19 protein-coding genes and 1 riboswitch are annotated in these 17,287 nt (G+C 35.0%); of the genes, 3 read left to right on the forward strand and 16 right to left on the reverse strand.

Annotation, left to right across the window (positions count from 1 at the left end):
• Nucleotides 1-39: 39 nt before the first annotated feature.
• From ACFSUL_RS06690 to ACFSUL_RS06745, 12 genes are all read right to left on the reverse strand, one after another.
• Entirely contained in the window at nucleotides 40-483 is a 444-nt protein-coding gene (locus ACFSUL_RS06690; protein ID WP_377933836.1) for an SRPBCC family protein, read from the reverse strand.
• A gap of 244 nt (nucleotides 484-727) precedes the next feature.
• Complete coding sequence (locus tag ACFSUL_RS06695; RefSeq protein WP_377933838.1) at nucleotides 728-2,578, reverse strand: LTA synthase family protein; 1,851 nt, start codon at nucleotides 2,576-2,578, stop codon at nucleotides 728-730.
• Nucleotides 2,579-2,582: 4 nt separating this feature from the next.
• The gene (locus ACFSUL_RS06700; RefSeq protein ID WP_377933840.1) at nucleotides 2,583-4,184 is read right to left on the reverse strand and encodes an aminotransferase class V-fold PLP-dependent enzyme; all 1,602 of its coding nucleotides are present in this window, start codon (nucleotides 4,182-4,184) and stop codon (nucleotides 2,583-2,585) included.
• 44 nt (nucleotides 4,185-4,228) lie between these two features.
• Nucleotides 4,229-4,780: a glycerol-3-phosphate acyltransferase gene (locus tag ACFSUL_RS06705; protein WP_377933842.1), complete on the reverse strand. Its 552-nt coding sequence runs from the start codon at nucleotides 4,778-4,780 to the stop codon at nucleotides 4,229-4,231.
• A gap of 375 nt (nucleotides 4,781-5,155) precedes the next feature.
• Nucleotides 5,156-5,992 (reverse strand): alpha/beta fold hydrolase, encoded by an 837-nt coding sequence (locus ACFSUL_RS06710; protein ID WP_377933844.1) that lies wholly within the window; start codon nucleotides 5,990-5,992, stop codon nucleotides 5,156-5,158.
• 142 nt (nucleotides 5,993-6,134) lie between these two features.
• Nucleotides 6,135-7,772 carry a BCCT family transporter gene (locus ACFSUL_RS06715; RefSeq protein ID WP_377933846.1) on the reverse strand — a complete coding sequence of 546 codons (1,638 nt, stop codon included), beginning with the start codon at nucleotides 7,770-7,772 and terminating at the stop codon, nucleotides 6,135-6,137.
• Between the two features lie 285 nt (nucleotides 7,773-8,057).
• A complete protein-coding gene (locus ACFSUL_RS06720; RefSeq protein WP_377933848.1) occupies nucleotides 8,058-8,336 on the reverse strand; it encodes a hypothetical protein in 279 nt (92 codons plus the stop codon).
• A gap of 110 nt (nucleotides 8,337-8,446) precedes the next feature.
• Complete coding sequence (locus tag ACFSUL_RS06725) at nucleotides 8,447-8,737, reverse strand: DUF5316 domain-containing protein (RefSeq protein ID WP_377933850.1); 291 nt, start codon at nucleotides 8,735-8,737, stop codon at nucleotides 8,447-8,449.
• Nucleotides 8,738-8,893: 156 nt separating this feature from the next.
• The gene (locus ACFSUL_RS06730) at nucleotides 8,894-9,157 is read right to left on the reverse strand and encodes a hypothetical protein (RefSeq protein ID WP_377933852.1); all 264 of its coding nucleotides are present in this window, start codon (nucleotides 9,155-9,157) and stop codon (nucleotides 8,894-8,896) included.
• Nucleotides 9,158-9,605: 448 nt separating this feature from the next.
• A complete protein-coding gene (locus ACFSUL_RS06735; RefSeq protein WP_377933854.1) occupies nucleotides 9,606-9,842 on the reverse strand; it encodes a hypothetical protein in 237 nt (78 codons plus the stop codon).
• A gap of 142 nt (nucleotides 9,843-9,984) precedes the next feature.
• Entirely contained in the window at nucleotides 9,985-10,623 is a 639-nt protein-coding gene (locus tag ACFSUL_RS06740) for a FusB/FusC family EF-G-binding protein (protein WP_377933856.1), read from the reverse strand.
• 202 nt (nucleotides 10,624-10,825) lie between these two features.
• The gene (locus ACFSUL_RS06745; RefSeq protein WP_377933858.1) at nucleotides 10,826-11,089 is read right to left on the reverse strand and encodes a CD3324 family protein; all 264 of its coding nucleotides are present in this window, start codon (nucleotides 11,087-11,089) and stop codon (nucleotides 10,826-10,828) included.
• Between the two features lie 865 nt (nucleotides 11,090-11,954).
• Here ACFSUL_RS06745 and ACFSUL_RS06750 point away from each other — a divergent pair.
• Nucleotides 11,955-12,200: a hypothetical protein gene (locus tag ACFSUL_RS06750; RefSeq protein WP_377933860.1), complete on the forward strand. Its 246-nt coding sequence runs from the start codon at nucleotides 11,955-11,957 to the stop codon at nucleotides 12,198-12,200.
• Between the two features lie 481 nt (nucleotides 12,201-12,681).
• On the opposite strand, the gene ACFSUL_RS06755 is transcribed toward ACFSUL_RS06750, so the two are convergent.
• A complete protein-coding gene (locus tag ACFSUL_RS06755) occupies nucleotides 12,682-13,017 on the reverse strand; it encodes a hypothetical protein (RefSeq protein ID WP_377933862.1) in 336 nt (111 codons plus the stop codon).
• A gap of 140 nt (nucleotides 13,018-13,157) precedes the next feature.
• A riboswitch (SAM riboswitch) is annotated at nucleotides 13,158-13,263 on the reverse strand.
• A 140-nt stretch (nucleotides 13,264-13,403) separates the two neighbouring features.
• On the opposite strand from ACFSUL_RS06755, the gene ACFSUL_RS06760 reads away from it, so the two are divergent.
• On the forward strand, nucleotides 13,404-14,255 hold the full coding sequence (locus ACFSUL_RS06760) for a metallophosphoesterase (RefSeq protein ID WP_377934205.1): 852 nt from the start codon (nucleotides 13,404-13,406) through the stop codon (nucleotides 14,253-14,255).
• A 61-nt stretch (nucleotides 14,256-14,316) separates the two neighbouring features.
• Here the strand turns inward: ACFSUL_RS06760 and cspD are convergent, their stop codons facing one another.
• The 3 genes from cspD to ACFSUL_RS06775 all read right to left on the reverse strand — a co-directional run bounded on the left by cspD (nucleotide 14,317) and on the right by ACFSUL_RS06775 (nucleotide 16,569).
• Nucleotides 14,317-14,514 (reverse strand): cold-shock protein CspD, encoded by a 198-nt coding sequence (gene cspD, locus ACFSUL_RS06765; RefSeq protein ID WP_071411700.1) that lies wholly within the window; start codon nucleotides 14,512-14,514, stop codon nucleotides 14,317-14,319.
• A gap of 211 nt (nucleotides 14,515-14,725) precedes the next feature.
• Entirely contained in the window at nucleotides 14,726-15,262 is a 537-nt protein-coding gene (locus ACFSUL_RS06770) for a GNAT family N-acetyltransferase (protein WP_377933865.1), read from the reverse strand.
• The gene (locus ACFSUL_RS06775; RefSeq protein ID WP_377933867.1) at nucleotides 15,259-16,569 is read right to left on the reverse strand and encodes a histidine--tRNA ligase; all 1,311 of its coding nucleotides are present in this window, start codon (nucleotides 16,567-16,569) and stop codon (nucleotides 15,259-15,261) included. Before ACFSUL_RS06775 ends, ACFSUL_RS06770 begins: the two co-directional genes overlap by 4 nt.
• Before the next feature lie 399 nt (nucleotides 16,570-16,968).
• Between ACFSUL_RS06775 and ACFSUL_RS06780 the strand changes: the two genes are divergently transcribed.
• Nucleotides 16,969-17,223, forward strand: coding sequence for a DUF2164 domain-containing protein (locus tag ACFSUL_RS06780; protein WP_377933868.1), 255 nt, complete (start codon nucleotides 16,969-16,971; stop codon nucleotides 17,221-17,223).
• The last annotated feature ends 64 nt before the right edge of the window (nucleotides 17,224-17,287 follow it).

The following is a 17,287-nucleotide window of genomic DNA, read 5'->3' on the forward strand; positions in this document are numbered from 1 at the left end:
TAAAGAAAAGCCACTACCTCCATCAGTAGTGGCTTTTCTCTATACAGATACTTTTTCCATTTCTCTTTTCAAATTCTCCAAATGATTTCCGTCTTCTTTTTGAAGAATTTTTATAAACATCGGTTTAGTAAGCTTCATCATAAATGTGTATACCTCTACATCGCAAATAAACTGCACAATTGTCCCTATTTTCGATTCCGTAAAGTAATAATGGTAAATCAATTCGAGTCCTTTCATTTCACTTTTTACTGAATATCTTTTATTTGGTTCATATGCAATGACTTCTATAATTGATTCCGCTTTCTTTCCTCTTATTTCACGGACCTCTTTAAATTTAGCCCCCACCATTACTGGACCGGCTGTAATCCAGTTAGACTCAATTACATTTCGCATAATTTTTGAAGCCTTCGATACATCTGTTATATACTGAAACACTTCTTCTATCGGTTTACTAATTTCAATTTCTCTAGTAAAAGCAGCCATTTCATTTTCCTCCACAAAATTACTTATACTGTACATTTTCTATTCTCGGTTTGAAAAATCCTGCTACATTCCCCATGAACCGTAAGCACAAACATTAATAACGGATAACAAGCTACATTTAAAACTATGCACCTTTCCAACTCATCATTGGAGTATAGATGCTGATTGCCATTTCCTACCGGCCGCTTTGTGAAATAAGATAAAAATAAGAGTGGTATCTCTATGAAACACCACCCTTTTACCCTTACTCCTCTACCATAAACCTTAATAAATCTCCAAATATAATATTATCCGATAACTTCAGCTCTTGTCTTACCACATCAAAATACGGTTCACAATGCTGAACATTTACGGTTTTCCCGTCTTCTTTATCATAACAACCATTGTCTTTATAAACATAGTCCTTTGAAACAAAGCTGCCATCACGGAATACAACGGGATGGTCGCTGTCTCTCGTAAAAAGATTATGTCCAAATGAATAACTACTTTCTGTCTTTATACCTAGAAGATGGAGGAGTGTTGCACGAATATCAATTTCTCCACCTTGTGTAGTAATCGTCTCTCCCTCTTGACCAGGAACATGGATGATCAATGGTATTTGTTGATGTTTCGTTTGATTCGCTATATTAACTTCTTCCCCCAATAACTCACTTAGTCCCTTTTCATATTTTTCCGAAATACCATAGTGATCACCATACAGAACAAATACGGTGTCTTTGTAGATGCCTTCTTCTTTGAGTTCTTTAAAAAATTTCTCAATTGATTTGTCTAAATAGCGCACGGTCGTAACGTAACGATTGACTACTTCCTCATCTGTCTCAGCCTGATCAATAAATGTATCTTCCTCTTCTAAAAGAAATGGAAAGTGGTTTGTCAGTGTAAGGAATTTAGCGTAATACGGTTCAGGTAGGTTCTCTAAATACTTAACTGATTGCTGGAAAAATGGAATGTCTTTTATTCCATAGTTAATAGAGTTTTCCTCTGTCACCTTGTAATCCTTTTTGGAGAAAAATTTATCGTATCCGAGTGAGTCGTACATAACATCTCGGTTCCAAAATGTGCGCACATTCCCATGAAATGCTGCTGCATAATAATTTTTATGTTCCTTTAAAATATGTGGGAGACTATAATACGTATTTTCTGGTCTTCGTACAAAAACGGAACCACTTGCTAATGGATATAGTCCTGTATCAATCATTAATTCAGCATCAGATGTTTTCCCCTGTGCTGTTTGGTCATAAACTTGACTGAAGTAGAAGCTGTCTTTAATTAGATCATTCAAAAATGGTGTCACTTCTTTTCCATTTACTTTTTGGTTAATAACAAAATTTTGAGTAGATTCCATGCTAATTAAGACGACATTTTTCCCTTTCGCCACCCCAAATAAATCCGTTCGTTCAGAATCTTTCTGTTGTAAGTACTTTTGTGATGCTACAGCATCTGACTCTGTAACAAATAATCGTTGAAGCGGGGCATTGATTCCTAAAGCGATATCATATAAATGATAATTCAACGGACCTAATGACTTCACCATCTGCTCCCGATCGTATGACTCGGAAAAAAGATGAATCGATTTAATAAGACCTAAACAAATCGTCAAAACGATAAGTAGCGAACTGACTGCTAAATATTTCCGTTTTGTTTGTTTTTTTACTGTAAAAATGGTTGATTTCATTTTAAAAAGAAACCAACCAACGATAAATAAATCCAAAAACAAAAAGGCATCCCAAGGACTCATCAATTCGACGGTGCTAGCACTCAAGCCACCAACATTATCAAACTGAAAAAGAATTGGTGCCGTAACAAAATCAATATAAAATCGATAATAAAGTAAATCTCCATAAAGTATACCTGTTCCAATAAATAGGAGTGCAAACAATATAGATTTATTTACCTTTTTACCAAAGTAAAAACTTAAGCCTGTTACGAATAATAAAGAACCTACCGAACTTGTAAGTATAAGTACAATATCGAGAAATGATTGAATGCTAAGATCAAAGCCAACAAGGGATATGACCACTGTCTTCAGCCATAATATGCCAGCAATCATTAACGTAAGTTTCACACCAGTTGTATTTTTTAATTTGTCTATCATCGTATTAAACCTGCTCGACTTTTACAGCAATCGTTTGTTGAAGAATGGTACATGCAGTCTCGACCTCATGGCTGGTGATATTTCCCATTAGCGCAAACTGAACCCAATTTCGTTTCACCAAGTAGTCACTTTCATAGCTAATGATTATTCCTTTTTCCTTCAATTTATTCCCCATATCTTTTGAAGAAATAAACGGTGGAAGCGAAATTGTAATAATACCTGGTGAGTATTCCTCATCTCCAAATACAACAAAGCCGGCACTTGTCAGCATTTGCTTAAAAGCATTTGCTAGTGTATACCTGTGCTCTAGGTCCACCCGTTTTACTGCTTCATGCAGTGCAGAAATTAGGTTTGACGAATGTGTATATGGAGTGCTGTCGGCTAGAGCATACTGCCCTAAATCTAAATATCTTGGTATCTGTCTATCTGGCACAATTGGTTCTTGATGAAAAACTATTGCCAACCCTGGATAAGAACCTAGTCCTTTACCACTCACTGTACTCGCTAAATAGACATCTTTAAAATCAACTGAAACGACACCCACAGAACTACATGCATCCACACATAACTTCACATTGTGCCTTTTCGTTAATGCTTGTGTTTTTTCCAAATCAAAAAGATAACCCGTTGATGTCTCGCAATGCACAATCCAAACCCAGCTCACATCATTATGCATTTCAAGAAAACGTTCCATCTCTTCCATTGAAACTTTCTCGTTCCATTGTTTTTCTATTGTATAAAAATCCAATTTAAACCTTGTTGCATGATCAATTAATCGATAGCCGAACTCACCATTCGCAACAACAAGCCCTTTTCCAGGAAGTTTTTTTATTTGAGCAGCAACTAAATCATTTGCAAGTGTTCCGGTTCCAACTACTATTTGTGCCTCTTTTGCATTTACAAGACTGCAAAGCTTTGTGCGTACTTCTTTCATCTCATCAACAAAATCACTTGAGCGATGAGAAATCGCTACTTGTTTAAATGCTTGCTCTACATCTTCATGTAATGGTACAGGGCCAGGCAAGAAGTTTAGTCGTTTGGCTACCCCTTTTTTTTGCATCATCATTTTTTCAAAAGCCTTTGATGTTGTTTCAAACTTTTCCTTTGTCAAATACATCGGCTGAAACATCGCTTCCTCTGAGCCAACCATTGGACCAAAGGGCTCAAAACCGATTCTTTTATACAATCTAATTTGACGATCGGTACCTGAAATGAGCGCCATATTGTAGTTATTTTCCAAGCAATAGCTAACAAGCGAGTTCACTAATCGGAAAAACACACGAGTTTTCCGATATTCTTTTTTCACAGAAAGCAATCGGACCTCACAAGGTTTCGCACCTTTTGGCAAATACTGATCAATGTTTTTCAACTTATAATCAAGGGAGAATGGGCGATTAGCACGCACTGCAATCATACCTATTACCTCTCCTGCTTCCTTCGCAACGATATATGTATTTTCCTTATCAAATTTATCAATTAAACTACGATTTCTATTCTGTTTGTGCTGTGGAATTTCTTCTACAAACGTTTCATAATTTAATTTATATATTTGGTCCATTTCCTCCGGTTCTGTTGCTATTTTAATAGTTAATTTAGTTTGTTCCATTTTCTTTTCCTCCTATACGCCAAAAATGGAATGGGAGAAGTATGTTATTTTCTCTTAATATGTGGAATTACAACAATAATAAATAAAATAAGAAGTCCAATAGCATAATAGTTTTCCTTTAATACCCACGCAGTAACTGGAATCGTTGCCATTGAAATCAACCCAGCAATCGTAAAGTTCCGAACAAGTAAGTAACTAATTCCCATACAAATTGCTAATACTGCTATTGCTTGTGGGACCATAAACAATGTCGATGCTAAAAAAACAACAACGCCCATTCCACCTTTAAAACCTAGATAAGCAGGCCAGTTATGCCCAACTAATAAGAAAAAAGCACTGATTAATAGTATTATTTCATTTTTTGGAAAAACGATTGTTGTTATAGAAAGAGCCAGCATAACTTTAGCTATATCGATAAGAAGGGTATAGATAAATCCTTTTTTCCCTAGCTGTCTCCCAGCATTTCTTGCTCCAGCGTTACCGCTCCCAAGCTTTCGAATATCTTTTCCAATCATCCATTTTGTTGTGTAATACGCCCCCGATATACTCCCAAGGCAATACGATAGCAAAATGATTGTCGCAATCTTTATTATCATACATACCCTCCAATGGTTGGCAGCCACTATTTTTCAAACAAATCTTACTATATCTGTCTCTTATTATATGAATTTATGTTTCCTATAATAACAAGACGAATGGAAGAGTAAAAAGTTTCAAGACTGAACTACCCTTCACTACTTTACCACTAGTCCCCTTTACACATATTAATCCAATGAAGTGCTTTTTGTATCTTTTTTCATCTACTAAACAGTATACCATTGGTCACTCGAAAGATATCCTATTTTATCAAATTTTTCCCAAAAAGCAACAAGTAAAACCAACTTTAAAATAATTATTCAATAACAGGTATTTCCATCATAAAACACTTTTTCACTTTAAAGCGGTCGGGGACGCACCTTAAAAGACAACTATTAGCCATTAAAAAAGCTTTTCATTCCCCTTATAAATAGTTCTCTTTCTTCTAAAAATGGATAATGATTACTCTTTTCAAAAATAAGCAAACTAGCCTGAGGGATTGCTTCCTCCATTTCAATAGAAAAAGAAACGGGACACTGAACATCGTGCCTTCCACAAATAATAAGTGTTCGCACAGAAATACGCTCTAATTTTCTAGTCAAATCAAATACAGCTAGCTCCGTGGAAAAATAATTCAACCGCAATGAACTCATTTTTTTCTTAACAGAAGTCGGAAAGTATTCATCATGAAGCTCTGGTGCATACAAAGAAAGCTTTGTCCGATCCTTTTTTAATTGTAATCGTTCATTACTTTGAAGACCTGGTCTTTTTAATTCTTCCAGCAACCATTGCATTTTATTATACAGTGGGTGCTCTCTGTTATAAATGGATTGTCGTGAAACAGTATAATCTCTTGCTGCCGCACCAACGATTAGTAAATCATTTAATCTCTCTGAAAAATAGACTCCATACAATACTCCAAGCATCCCACCTGTGGAATGTCCTGCAAAACTCCACCTTTTAATCATTAGTGCTTCTCGTATCGCCTCTAAATCCAGAACAGCGTGAATCATGCTATATTCAAAAGGTGAATGGGCTTTTTCTGAATTGCCGCAACCTCTTAAATTTATTAAGATAACCATATGCTCATCTGTAAAACAGTCAGCAAAAAGATCTCCAGTCTCATTGAATTCGGAATAGAGATGGGTGATACATATTGGCTTCCCTTTCCCTTTTATAAAAATCTCAAAGGAACCTCTTGATGTTTTTACTTGTTTACAATCCCAGCTCATCTTTGATTTCCTCCATTACTCTGACAATTAGTTATATGGAGAGATTCTATCTTTTTCATACTAATCCCTGCTTTTCATAATGTGCATATACAAAAAGACTCCTAAGGAATTCACCTTTAAGAGTCTTTTTGCTTTAACGATTTCATTCATCCTCAAAATGTGCATCAACAGGCCCTTTTTTTTCCTTCTCCTTTTTCCTTCTCCGCAGCCTATCTAATATTTTTCGATAATTTAAATTAATTGTTTTTGGCTCGTAGAATTCTGATGCTCTTATATCCTCAGTAGAAGCCTTCATAAACGACCATCCGAGCATAATCATTATAAAGAGGAGTGGAAAACCTCCGACAATGCTGGCCGTCTGCAACGTACCTAGCCCGCCAATAAACATCAAGACAAGTGGCAACAAACAAAGGGCAAATGCCCAGAATAATCGGTTCCATCTTACTGGCTCATCCTCCACTTCTTTTTGAACAACAGAAGCGAGAATATAAGAACTTGAATCAAATGTCGTCGCGAGAAAAATGATAGCAAGAATGGTAAAAACAAAAATCATAAACCAAGACAAAGGCAAACTGCCTATTACATTAACGATAGCCTTCGGTGCTCCATCTGTGTTCAAAATGTTTATAATATCCATTTCACCAGTCAACTGCAGATGCAATCCATAATTTCCGAGTACTCCGAAGAATAATAAACTTCCTATTGTTCCATAAATCATGGTTCCTAGTACCATTTGTTTTATCGTACGACCTCGGGAAATTTTCGCAACAAACAAGCCGACAAATGGTGCGTACACTAACCACCATGCCCAATAGAATACAGTCCAGCTTTCCGGGAACTCCGTTTTGTTAAAAGGTCCGAGTGCATTAAACGGTTCCGTCCACGTACTCATGTGAAAAAAGTTATCCAATAATAAACCGATACTATTTGTTGTTGATTCTAAAATAAATCTTGTCGGACCAAAAATAAACACAAAAATCAATAGAAATAAAGAAAGCCATAAGTTTACATCTGAGAGAACTTTGATCCCTTTTCTTAATCCAGTGTAGGCACTAACGGCAAAAATTAATGTAACAAATAATAGTATAAGGGTTTTTAAAATCATATTAACTTCAATACCCGTTAAGCGATTTATTCCCTCGGCAATCATCGGAGTGCCAAGTGCCAATGTTGTTCCTGCTCCACCGATCAGTCCAAACATAAATAGTATATCAATAACGGTCCCTATTGGTCCGTCAGCAAACTTGCCGATCAGTGGACGCGTCGCTTCACTTATTTTCAAAACAGGCTTTTTTCTTACATAGTAAAAGTATGCGATAGGGAGTGCGGGAAGCGTGTAAATCGCCCATGCAATAGGCCCCCAATGAAAAATACCATATGTACTTGCCCATGCAATTGATTCTTTTGTTCCTGGTTTAATCCCAAAAGGTGGACCTTGTAGATAATACGCCCACTCAATCGTCGCCCAATATAAAATACTAGACCCGATTCCGGCACAAAAAAGCATTCCAGCCCAAGAAAAATTATTGAACTCTGGCTTCTCCCCCTTATCCCCTAACTTAATTTGTCCATTATCACTAAATGCCACATATATGAGGAAAAAGAAGATCGCAATTCCTACAATTAGATATAACACACCAAAATTCGTCGTCATGTACTCGTTTGCTCTGTTTACAAATTCCTGACCTTTTTCTGGAAATATAATAAGCGGAACCGTAACGAGTAATAAAAGGAAAAATGCTCCTAAAAACGTCGGCCAATCGATTAATCGATTCTTCATTTCAACTACCACCCTTGATAACCTTTGATAAGTGGTAGTTTTTGCAACTATTAGAGAAATATTCTTAGGCGCTTATAAATAGGTGTTACGACTTTTGTGCTCAATCGATTAGCCTTCATCACATTTTTAGCTTATAAATTATAAAGGTTCTTTTCTCATAGATTGTTGTTTTTACTTATACATTCTGCCTATTGCTTAAACTTAATGTGTAGTTTAAAAGCAACAAACTTTACGAAAACAGCCTAAAAAAACACCAGTTATCTAACTGATGTTTCATTGCACAACTTATTTTAGTTTTAAATACTCATCAATAAAAGCTTTAGGAGATTCTTTTACCATAAACGTAAACACGCCTTGATTAGTGTGAAGATAAAGAAATCCATAGCTGTCAGACAATGGTTTATAGGAGATATCTGAAACATTTTTTAAGGGAAATTGCTTTGAAGCAGTCGCTATCAGACTGTCATATAGATCGATGGTTTCCTTTACCTCCGTGGAATTCTGCTCATTATTTTTAATTTCTCGTACAACTTTATAGTATGGATGCGAATGGATTAACTTCACTGAATTCCTCCAAGATTGATTTCTATTCTCCTATAGTACATCATGCAACATTAGTTTATATAGTTCAAGTGCGCTGCACCTACTTCCGCCATAAACTCCTTTTTACTTTTTCATATTAAAATAAAAGCTAAAATGCCTCCTATTAAATTAGGTAAACTAAAACTTATTAAAATGTAAGCATATTTAGTGCGTTTTGCATGATCTATTTTGTCTTCAGTATTATAATTTGCCCTTAATTGTTCACCACCTACATAAGCACCTAGGAATAGTCCACTAAACAGGAACGACGCAATCCCAATTGTTCCTGAGATTTTATAAATGAGTTCCCAATCATTTAATAAAAGGGAAGTAACAAAAGAGATAACTAGAAGAAGTAATCCAGATAAAAATGGTTTCTTCAACTTTCCACCTCCTTATTTTTTCCTATCGCTAATTTTACTATATACTTTCAAGAAATTAATAACATGACCAATTAAAAACCAGTGGTTATGCAATTCCTGACTTAGATATGGTTAAACAATTATTTAAGTTCTTTTCTCATAAATTGTTGTTTTTACTTATACATTCTGCCCGTTGACTTTCCGTAAAAAAACAACACCCTTTGTAAGAACAGTTAAAGCAGGCAGTAAATTTTGAATAGTAGACATTGATTGCGTTATATACTCGCAAACGTCTTCCTTATATCCATCGTATGAAAAAGAGTTAAATTTCTCTACTGTTAACCATCTGTTATTTGCAAAAATTATATTAAATCCTTGAACAACACGTATATCCAACCATTTCTTGTCAGAGAATACTTCTTTAACATCCGGGTACCACATACTCGACTAGAGTATATATATAAAACTTGGACAAATTATACACAAAGGAGGTGGACATCCATGAAATACAGCCAACAAAATGCAGAGCAAAAACGCAAAAGCGATACAGAATTTGCAAAAGAGCCAAGAACTAACCAAAAAAACATGAATGTCTCCAACAAACCTAAAAACCCAAAATAAAATAAGGTCCGTCCCTCAGTGCTTTAAAGCGATGAGGGACGGACCTCTAAAATTATCTTCGAAAGCCACCTTCTTAATGGAGGATCTGACCTGTGACCCATTACCTTTGTTCCGAGACAAGAAAACAAATTAAATTTGCTACATCTTTCGGTTGACCAATTTTTTCCGAGTGGGAATTGTCTAAGTTATAATTGTCATATTGTAAGTAGAAGAAAATAACAACCACCTTCTGAGGTCCGTCCCTCAGCCCACTAAATCGGTAAAGCAGCTAGCTTTTGGATTGTTTTTTGAATGGTTTGTAAGCAAATAATATGGCTGTTATAGCGGATAGAGTGGCTATTAAAGCGGATACGCCTCTGTATACCACGCTCGTTTCATTGAAGGATGGTTTATTAAAACTGGGTTCATAAAAATAAGTCATAACGATCCCTGAAATAATAGTAAAAACTATATTACTTACAATAAATATACCAACAAAAGCAAAGAATTTTTTCCAAGATTTCATTCATCTAACCCCTCAAGTAAAAATAACTTATCCAAGTATAATACCAGCCAAAGAGTGACATTGCTACTAAACACTCTTTTCCCCATTCTTTTACATGTAGAAAAAACGCTTCGTTTAAAACGAAACGTCTTTACCGGCCATCCTATTTTTTTAGTAACGTAATAAAATCATTTAATTTATCTAACTCTGTTATATTCTGGTTACATGTCTGACTATCCTGACATATATAATTCCCTCTTTTAATAAATGTTCCTTGTGCTGTTGCCCTTGTTTCAGAAATAAACATTTCGACCTCTTCATGTCTATTACATAGTGTACAAATCCCTTTTTTATTTGCACTTTTCACTGTACCTTGTAGACCGATAAGCTTATTATCGCGCTCCGCTACAATATATTTTTTATTAGAACCCTTATCCTTCCAACCTAAATAGGAAGTCTCTTTCAGATCGATGTTCTCTAGTGAAGGAACTTTTAACTTCTTTACTTTTGGAAATAACTTTTTTATTGTTTGTTCTGTAATGTTTCTAAAGGGTATAACATACGGCTTTAGTTGTATGAGAAATTCCCCAGCATCTTCTTTATCTTTAATTTTCACAATCGGATTTAGTAATTGTTTCTGCTCATCACTAATATCCGAAAACAAATTTAACACTTTTTCTATTGAAAGAGACCTTAGTGCATTAAGAACATCAACATCGTTTGCAGTCGAATGCCCACTTACTAAAATCTTTGTTTGCATTTTAATGAAATTGTATTGATCACTTCTAATGAAGGGTTCCATTTTCATCATTCCTTGTAAATTATTATTTTTTCACCCTATGAAGGGTTTCCGAAGACAAGCAGTTTTAACTCTTATCCCGTTTTTACTTTAAAATATTCACCCATTTTATTCAATGTAAAAGATGATTATAAAACAAACTCTACATACACAAAGCACTGATAATCTATTCTCTAGATCACCAGTGCCACAGTCTCGTACCTATTTATTTAGAGTACACAATTTTTTTAATTGTTTCCGTTGAAAGGAAATAATCGTCTGCTAATTGACTAATAGAAATGCCACTTTTAAACGCATTTTTAATAGAGGCATTTCTGTCATCAATATTCTTTCTTGTACCAGAACGAGTACCCCATTTCTGATAAGTCGTTTTTGGTTTAGGAATATATATTGTTTCCCCTTGAACATATTTTTGAATTTCTATTATTAGCTTCTCGGGTAATATTGTGGTTGCTTTTACGTATTTCATTTCTGCCAGCTCCTTATTTTTATAAAATATAAATAAGGTGCAAAGCCGAATATTAGAAATATACACTCACAAAGGCGATGTTATGTTAAACAAGCGTCCACCCCATGCAAAGTATCGCCTTTCCAATACCAGGCTTTGCATGAGACGCTGCAGACTTTGGTAAACGAAGAATATTTACCATTTGTACACCTCCCCAATTATTGACTTAACCATTGTGAACCTCTCTTAAAACTCAATAATATTTTGGGTTCTCCACTCAATAGTATAAAATAAAGTAACTTCCATTGCACCTACCACTTTTTCACGACACCCTAATATAGGAATAACCTTTATAAATTCTTGTACTATAAAAAAGCTAGTTTTACCTAGCTTTTTTAATTATGTGCGTTTAGTTAAGGTAAACTATGGTTTTTACACTATAAAATCTTCCGGTTGATCAAGTAATTTATCAATATCAACATAATATATTGGAGGATTGCATTCTTCTCTTGCAATATCGACGGTCATTTCTAAAATTTGATCAATATCCACACTTATTACCTCCATAATATAGATTAATTAGTTCTTTTGTTCACTACACTATTCGTGATAAGTAAAAGATCTTTGAGGGTATAATGACTTTCTTTTTATATTATACACATCAACTGGGCGATAAGTCCTATATCAAGACTTAGAGGAACCAATAAAGTATCGTTACATACATTCATTCCACATTGTAAGCTAATTAAACTACTTTCTAATTTTTATATAAAACGGAACTATTACCTCCTTACACTCTTACTATTCGCTAGAAATATAGTAGTTTCTTAGAAAAGAATTTCCTATTCTGATATACTCGTAAAAGACGGCGACAGGGGGGATTCCTATGGGGAAAAAGAGGACAGAGGAAGAATTTAATGTGGGACAATCGCGAGTTTTATTTTTCTTCGGGGTGTTTTTTATTGCTTTTCAACCACCTAAACTAGTTACCGTTGCAGCACTACTATTATTTTCAAGTTTTTTTATTCTCAAATGGTTTTATCTATATAAAAACCTTGACGTTAAACCTAAAATAGGCGAAATAATCCAACTAGCACTCTTTATAACATTAATTATGCTCGTTCGCATGTAAATCATAAAAAGAGGTTGGGACATAACTAAAATACTATCCCCTAAAGACGAATAATATCAGATTAAATTATTTCGTAATCGCTGTTACACACCGCTGTTGATTTCCGTGTCAAGACTTCGCTTTCCGCGAGCGGTCGGTGAGCCTCCGGGAAAAGCGGAAGTGGCTTGGTCAGCTCGTGAAGAAAATAGGGAAATACCCAAAAGGCGCTTTTTGCCTTTAGGGGATTTCATCTTTTTCACAGCGAGTTAGCCGCTGGAGCTAAACATGCGCTGCGCTCTTGCGGGGTCTCACCTGTTCCGCTTTTCCCGCAGGAGTCTTCGTCTTGCACTCCAATCAACAGCTAGAACAAGTTAAAAAGAACAACAAGTTTTATTAAGACTTATAAAAAAATCCGAACTAATTTCCCTTCAAATGAAAGAATTAGTTCGAATTTTTATTCACCTAGAGCACATTTGTCCCAGCCTCTTTTTATTAGATCCGGTTATTTTAATGATTTTAAAATAAGTTTTATATAATTTGACTTACTTTCTATTTCTAACCCTTTGCGGATCAATTCACTCCAAATGTATCTGTCTAGCGAATATGGATCCAGTCCTTTTTTCTGCTTTACTATCCAATCGGGTATATCAATATGAAATACAGATTCTCTCTGCGACACGAATAATTCGTTCGTGTTTTTTCCAAGAATTAAAAGAAGTGAATTTTCTTCACTCCAATATTTAAGTTGTTTTTCTACACATGCAGCAACATGGTATAAGAACTTTTCTTCCGGTAGACTTTTTGCCATGTACCCTCGAGCTAATCCGTTATGGTTCATGTTTTCCTCTCCTTTTCTTGCAGTAATTTATTAAAGGTATCAAGAGGAATCGATGTATAATAAGTTAACAGGAAATCATCTGTCACTCTTTACAAAATGCTTCTTATTCACTGAATCAACACAAAAAGCACCTATTCCGTCTGTCATCATTCAAAGCAAAAGCCTCGCTGGTAGTAGCACCTTTTCCTAAAAGGCTGGTTGCTGTGGAGTCAAAGAGCCAGTTCTCTCGTCCACTCTTGATAACCTTTGTTTCTCTTATTATATTACAATTTATTTACGTTGAAAAGCAAAATCATAGTAATCCAATCGGAATTATATATAATTAATATCCTGAAACGTCAAACTGGTATTTTCAAGTGAGCTTTATAAGGGGGTGTGTGGTGGAAATGAAACGAAGAAGAAATATACTTATTACAGTAATTACTATTTTTCTGTTTGGATGTGGATTTTTATACTATCAAAATAATGCAATAACAACGACGCACATTCATATAGCATCTAAAAAGATACCTAGAAGTTTTAATGAATATGTGATTGTCCAATTGTCTGACCTACACAGTAAATCTTTCGGTGACAACCAAAAAAATTTAGTTCAAAAAATAAAAAAGCAAAATCCCGATATTATCGTGTTTACTGGCGATCTAATAGATCAAAAAAAATACGATAAAAAGGCGAGTCTTACTCTAATGGAGGAACTTCTCAAATTGGCACCCGTTTATTATGTAAGTGGTAATCATGAATGGTGGTCAGGAAAATATTCTGAACTAAAAGCAAGTTTAAAAACACTTGGTGTGACTCTACTAGATAATAAATATAAAAAAATAACAAAAGGTCAAGATAGTATTCATATTATAGGCATCGATGACCCTGCAAATGTAGCGGAAGCTGATGAGAAAAAGATTGTGCGTGAGGAGCTCGATACTGTTCTACAGCATATTGAAAAACAAGATAATTTCCAAATTCTCTTATCTCATCGACCAGAAATGTTCCATTTATATAGTGAATATACTATTGACCTCATACTAACTGGTCACGCTCATGGTGGACAAATTAGGATCCCTTTTGTTGGTGGAATAGTAGCACCCAATCAAGGGATTCTCCCTAAATATACAACAGGAAAATATACTATCAAAAACTCCACAATGATTGTTAATAGGGGTTTAGGAAATAGCATCATCCCTCAAAGGATATTCAACAAACCAGAAATCATTGTTCTAAAACTTTTTTCCACTAAATAGGCCCTAATAAAAAAATAGAGTACGCCAAGTGGCGTACTCTATTTAGATAGTTTGGTTTAGATTACTTTTGAACGTTAGCTGCTTGAGGTCCACGATCACCTTCGACGATTTCGAAAGTAACTTCTTGACCTTCGTCTAATGATTTGTAGCCTTCACCTTGAATTGCTGAGAAATGAACGAATACATCGTCTTGACCTTCAACTTCGATAAAACCGAAACCTTTTTCTGCGTTAAACCATTTAACTTTACCTTGTAACATTTAGCTAGTACCTCCTAGTGCTGTTTGCACATGTCTTTATTTTGCTATTCTTGCTCACAGTTAATCAAAACAAGTTATATTTATAATTATCCAATTAAACGGAACAAAAATATTATCTATACTATAACAGATTGAATTTTCAAAAACAAGTAGATAACAGATTGTTTCTTCATAGAAGTTCCATTTTTGTTACCAATTATCTGGATTAACACTATCCACCTATTTTTTCCCAATCACGTTTTAAAATACGCATTTCTACTAAATTCCAATACTCCCTCCCTACCTTTCTATATTCTGGTAGTACTTCTGTTTTTACAAATCCACATTTCTCATAACAGCGAATAGCGCTACTGTTAAAATCAAAAACACCTAAACAGATACTGTAAAGATTTAATTGTTTAAAACCGAATTTCACCACTTCGTTTACCATCATTTCACCATAGCCATTTCCTCTTGCATTTTTTTCTCCAACTAACACTCTTCCAATTCTTGCAGAATGTTTTTGGTGATCAATTTTCCCCAGAGAAATATGACCAATGGCATTATTATTTTCATTCAATGCTTTAAAAATATACATGTATGATTCACTTTTTGAGCTGTCGATAAGGTAACGATTTAACCTTTCTATCGTTACCGGGTATTCTAATGAAGGTCCCGCCCATTGCATAACAAATTCAGGTGTAGCGTTTGAAACCCAAGAACACAGCTGCTCGATATCACTTTTTTTAAACTCCTTCAGTTTAATCATTTTCGGCATTCTCCCTTTACTAAGGCATAGATTTCATCTAACTTGTTTAAGTCAATCGAAATCTCCTTTCCAGAATCCATTTCTTTTATATTTGCGATAGAAGTTTCTACCTCATTTGATCCTACTACCATTACATATGGGATTTTCTCCTTATTTGCATAAGAAAAGGCTTTTGCAAGCTTTTTACCCATCATTTCGATTTCAACCTTTACTCCCGTTTTTCTTAATCCCTGAGCAATTGTCAACACTTCTTTTTCCATCCCAATAGGAATAATTAATAATTCTGTACTATTAGTTGTTAAACTAATTCCATTTTCTTTCAACGCATAATATACAACATCTAGACCAATGGAAATTCCGACTGTTGGATATTCCCTTTCACTATTTAGTAATTTCCCAATAATTTTATCGTATCTTCCCCCACTGCCAATCGATGATGTAATAGTGGAGTTCTTTAAAAATATTTCATAAATCGTTCCCGTGTAAATATCTAAACCTCTTGCTAAAAATGGGGTAAACCGACAGAATTCTTTTATGTTGAATGCTTCTAAATACGCTTCTAGTTCTGCTATTTCGTTAAGTCCTTCATTATAAAGACTATTTTGAAACATTGCTTTCCGTTTATCTAGTGCCAACAAATCTTTATCTTTTAATAACTCAACAATCCGTGTGATTTGTAAAGTATTTATCCCTTTTTCATTTAGTTCTTCGGTGACACCATCTACTCCTATTTTTTCTACCTTATCTAGCGTTAATATAACAGCGTTCGTTTTTCCCTCTGGAATTTCTAATGACCTTAACATTCCTACAAGCAGTTTTCGATTGTTGTACTGAATTTCTATTTCTAATCCGAGTTTATTAAAAACATCAACCGCCATTGTCATTAACTCTGCTTCCGCAAGCATATTTTTCACGCCAACAATATCAACATCACATTGCGTGAACTCACGAAGTCTCCCCGTCTTAACGGGGCCATCTCGAAACACTTTACCTATTTCATATCGCTTGAACGGCATTCTTAATTCGGGATTCTGAGCGATTACTTTTGCAAATGGAATCGTTAAATCATATCGAAGGCTTATATCTCTTTCCCCTTGATCTGTTAGCCGATATACCTCTTTCAAAATTTCAGCACCTCCTCCGTATTTAGACGCCATTAATTCAAACGGATTTAATATGGACGTTTCTAACGGCTTACACCCATATTTCCTAAAGACCGACTCAGAAATCTCCTTAATTTCATTACGAACAGCTTGCTCCTCTGGCAAAAAGTCTTTCGTACCTTTTAATAATTGAATTTCTTTCATGACTTAGTCCTCCTTGAATTTTTATAAAAACAAAAAAAACGCTTTGTGGGTATAAAAATACCCACAAAGCGTTTTCGAAAATACTTAAATAGAAAACGATGTGCGGGTAACAGAAATAGCCCTGCATTGACCCACAACATCGGGAATGCAGAGCTACGTGTGATGATGAAGTTGTTGAGATAAATTTGCGAATTGGCAAAACATTTCAAACACCTCGACTTTTTTGTCATTATATCCATACGCTCCCTTTTCGTCAAGGGAAGGATGGCAATTCTAGACTACCAGTTCCTTGTTTAACTATCTGGACCGCTCCCCGCACGATTAATGGATATCCATCCCTACCTTCTCCTTTCTTATGTTAAGATGAAAAAAACGGGAGAAAGGAGGATTTTTTCAAAAATGACAATCAAAATACCAAAGGAACAGAAAGATGAAATTGTTAGTCGAATTCAAACTTTCTATTATGAACAAACTGGGGATGAAATTGGTCAACTTGCTGCAGAAAACTGGTTTGAATTTTTTTATAAAGAAGTAGGACCTGTTTTTTATAATCAGGGAATTATGGATTCGAAAGATGTCTTAATGGATAAAATGCTTTTATTAGAAGAAGATTTATATGCATTAAAGAGACCCGATCATGAACGAAGAAGATAAAGTGAAACTTTACATCGGTGAAAGTTTCACTGCCCACTAATGCAGGAGAAGTAAGGAGAAGCGG

The organism is Bacillus seohaeanensis (genome assembly GCF_042684945.1).
Lineage (GTDB): Bacteria > Bacillota > Bacilli > Bacillales > Bacillaceae_B > Rossellomorea > Rossellomorea seohaeanensis.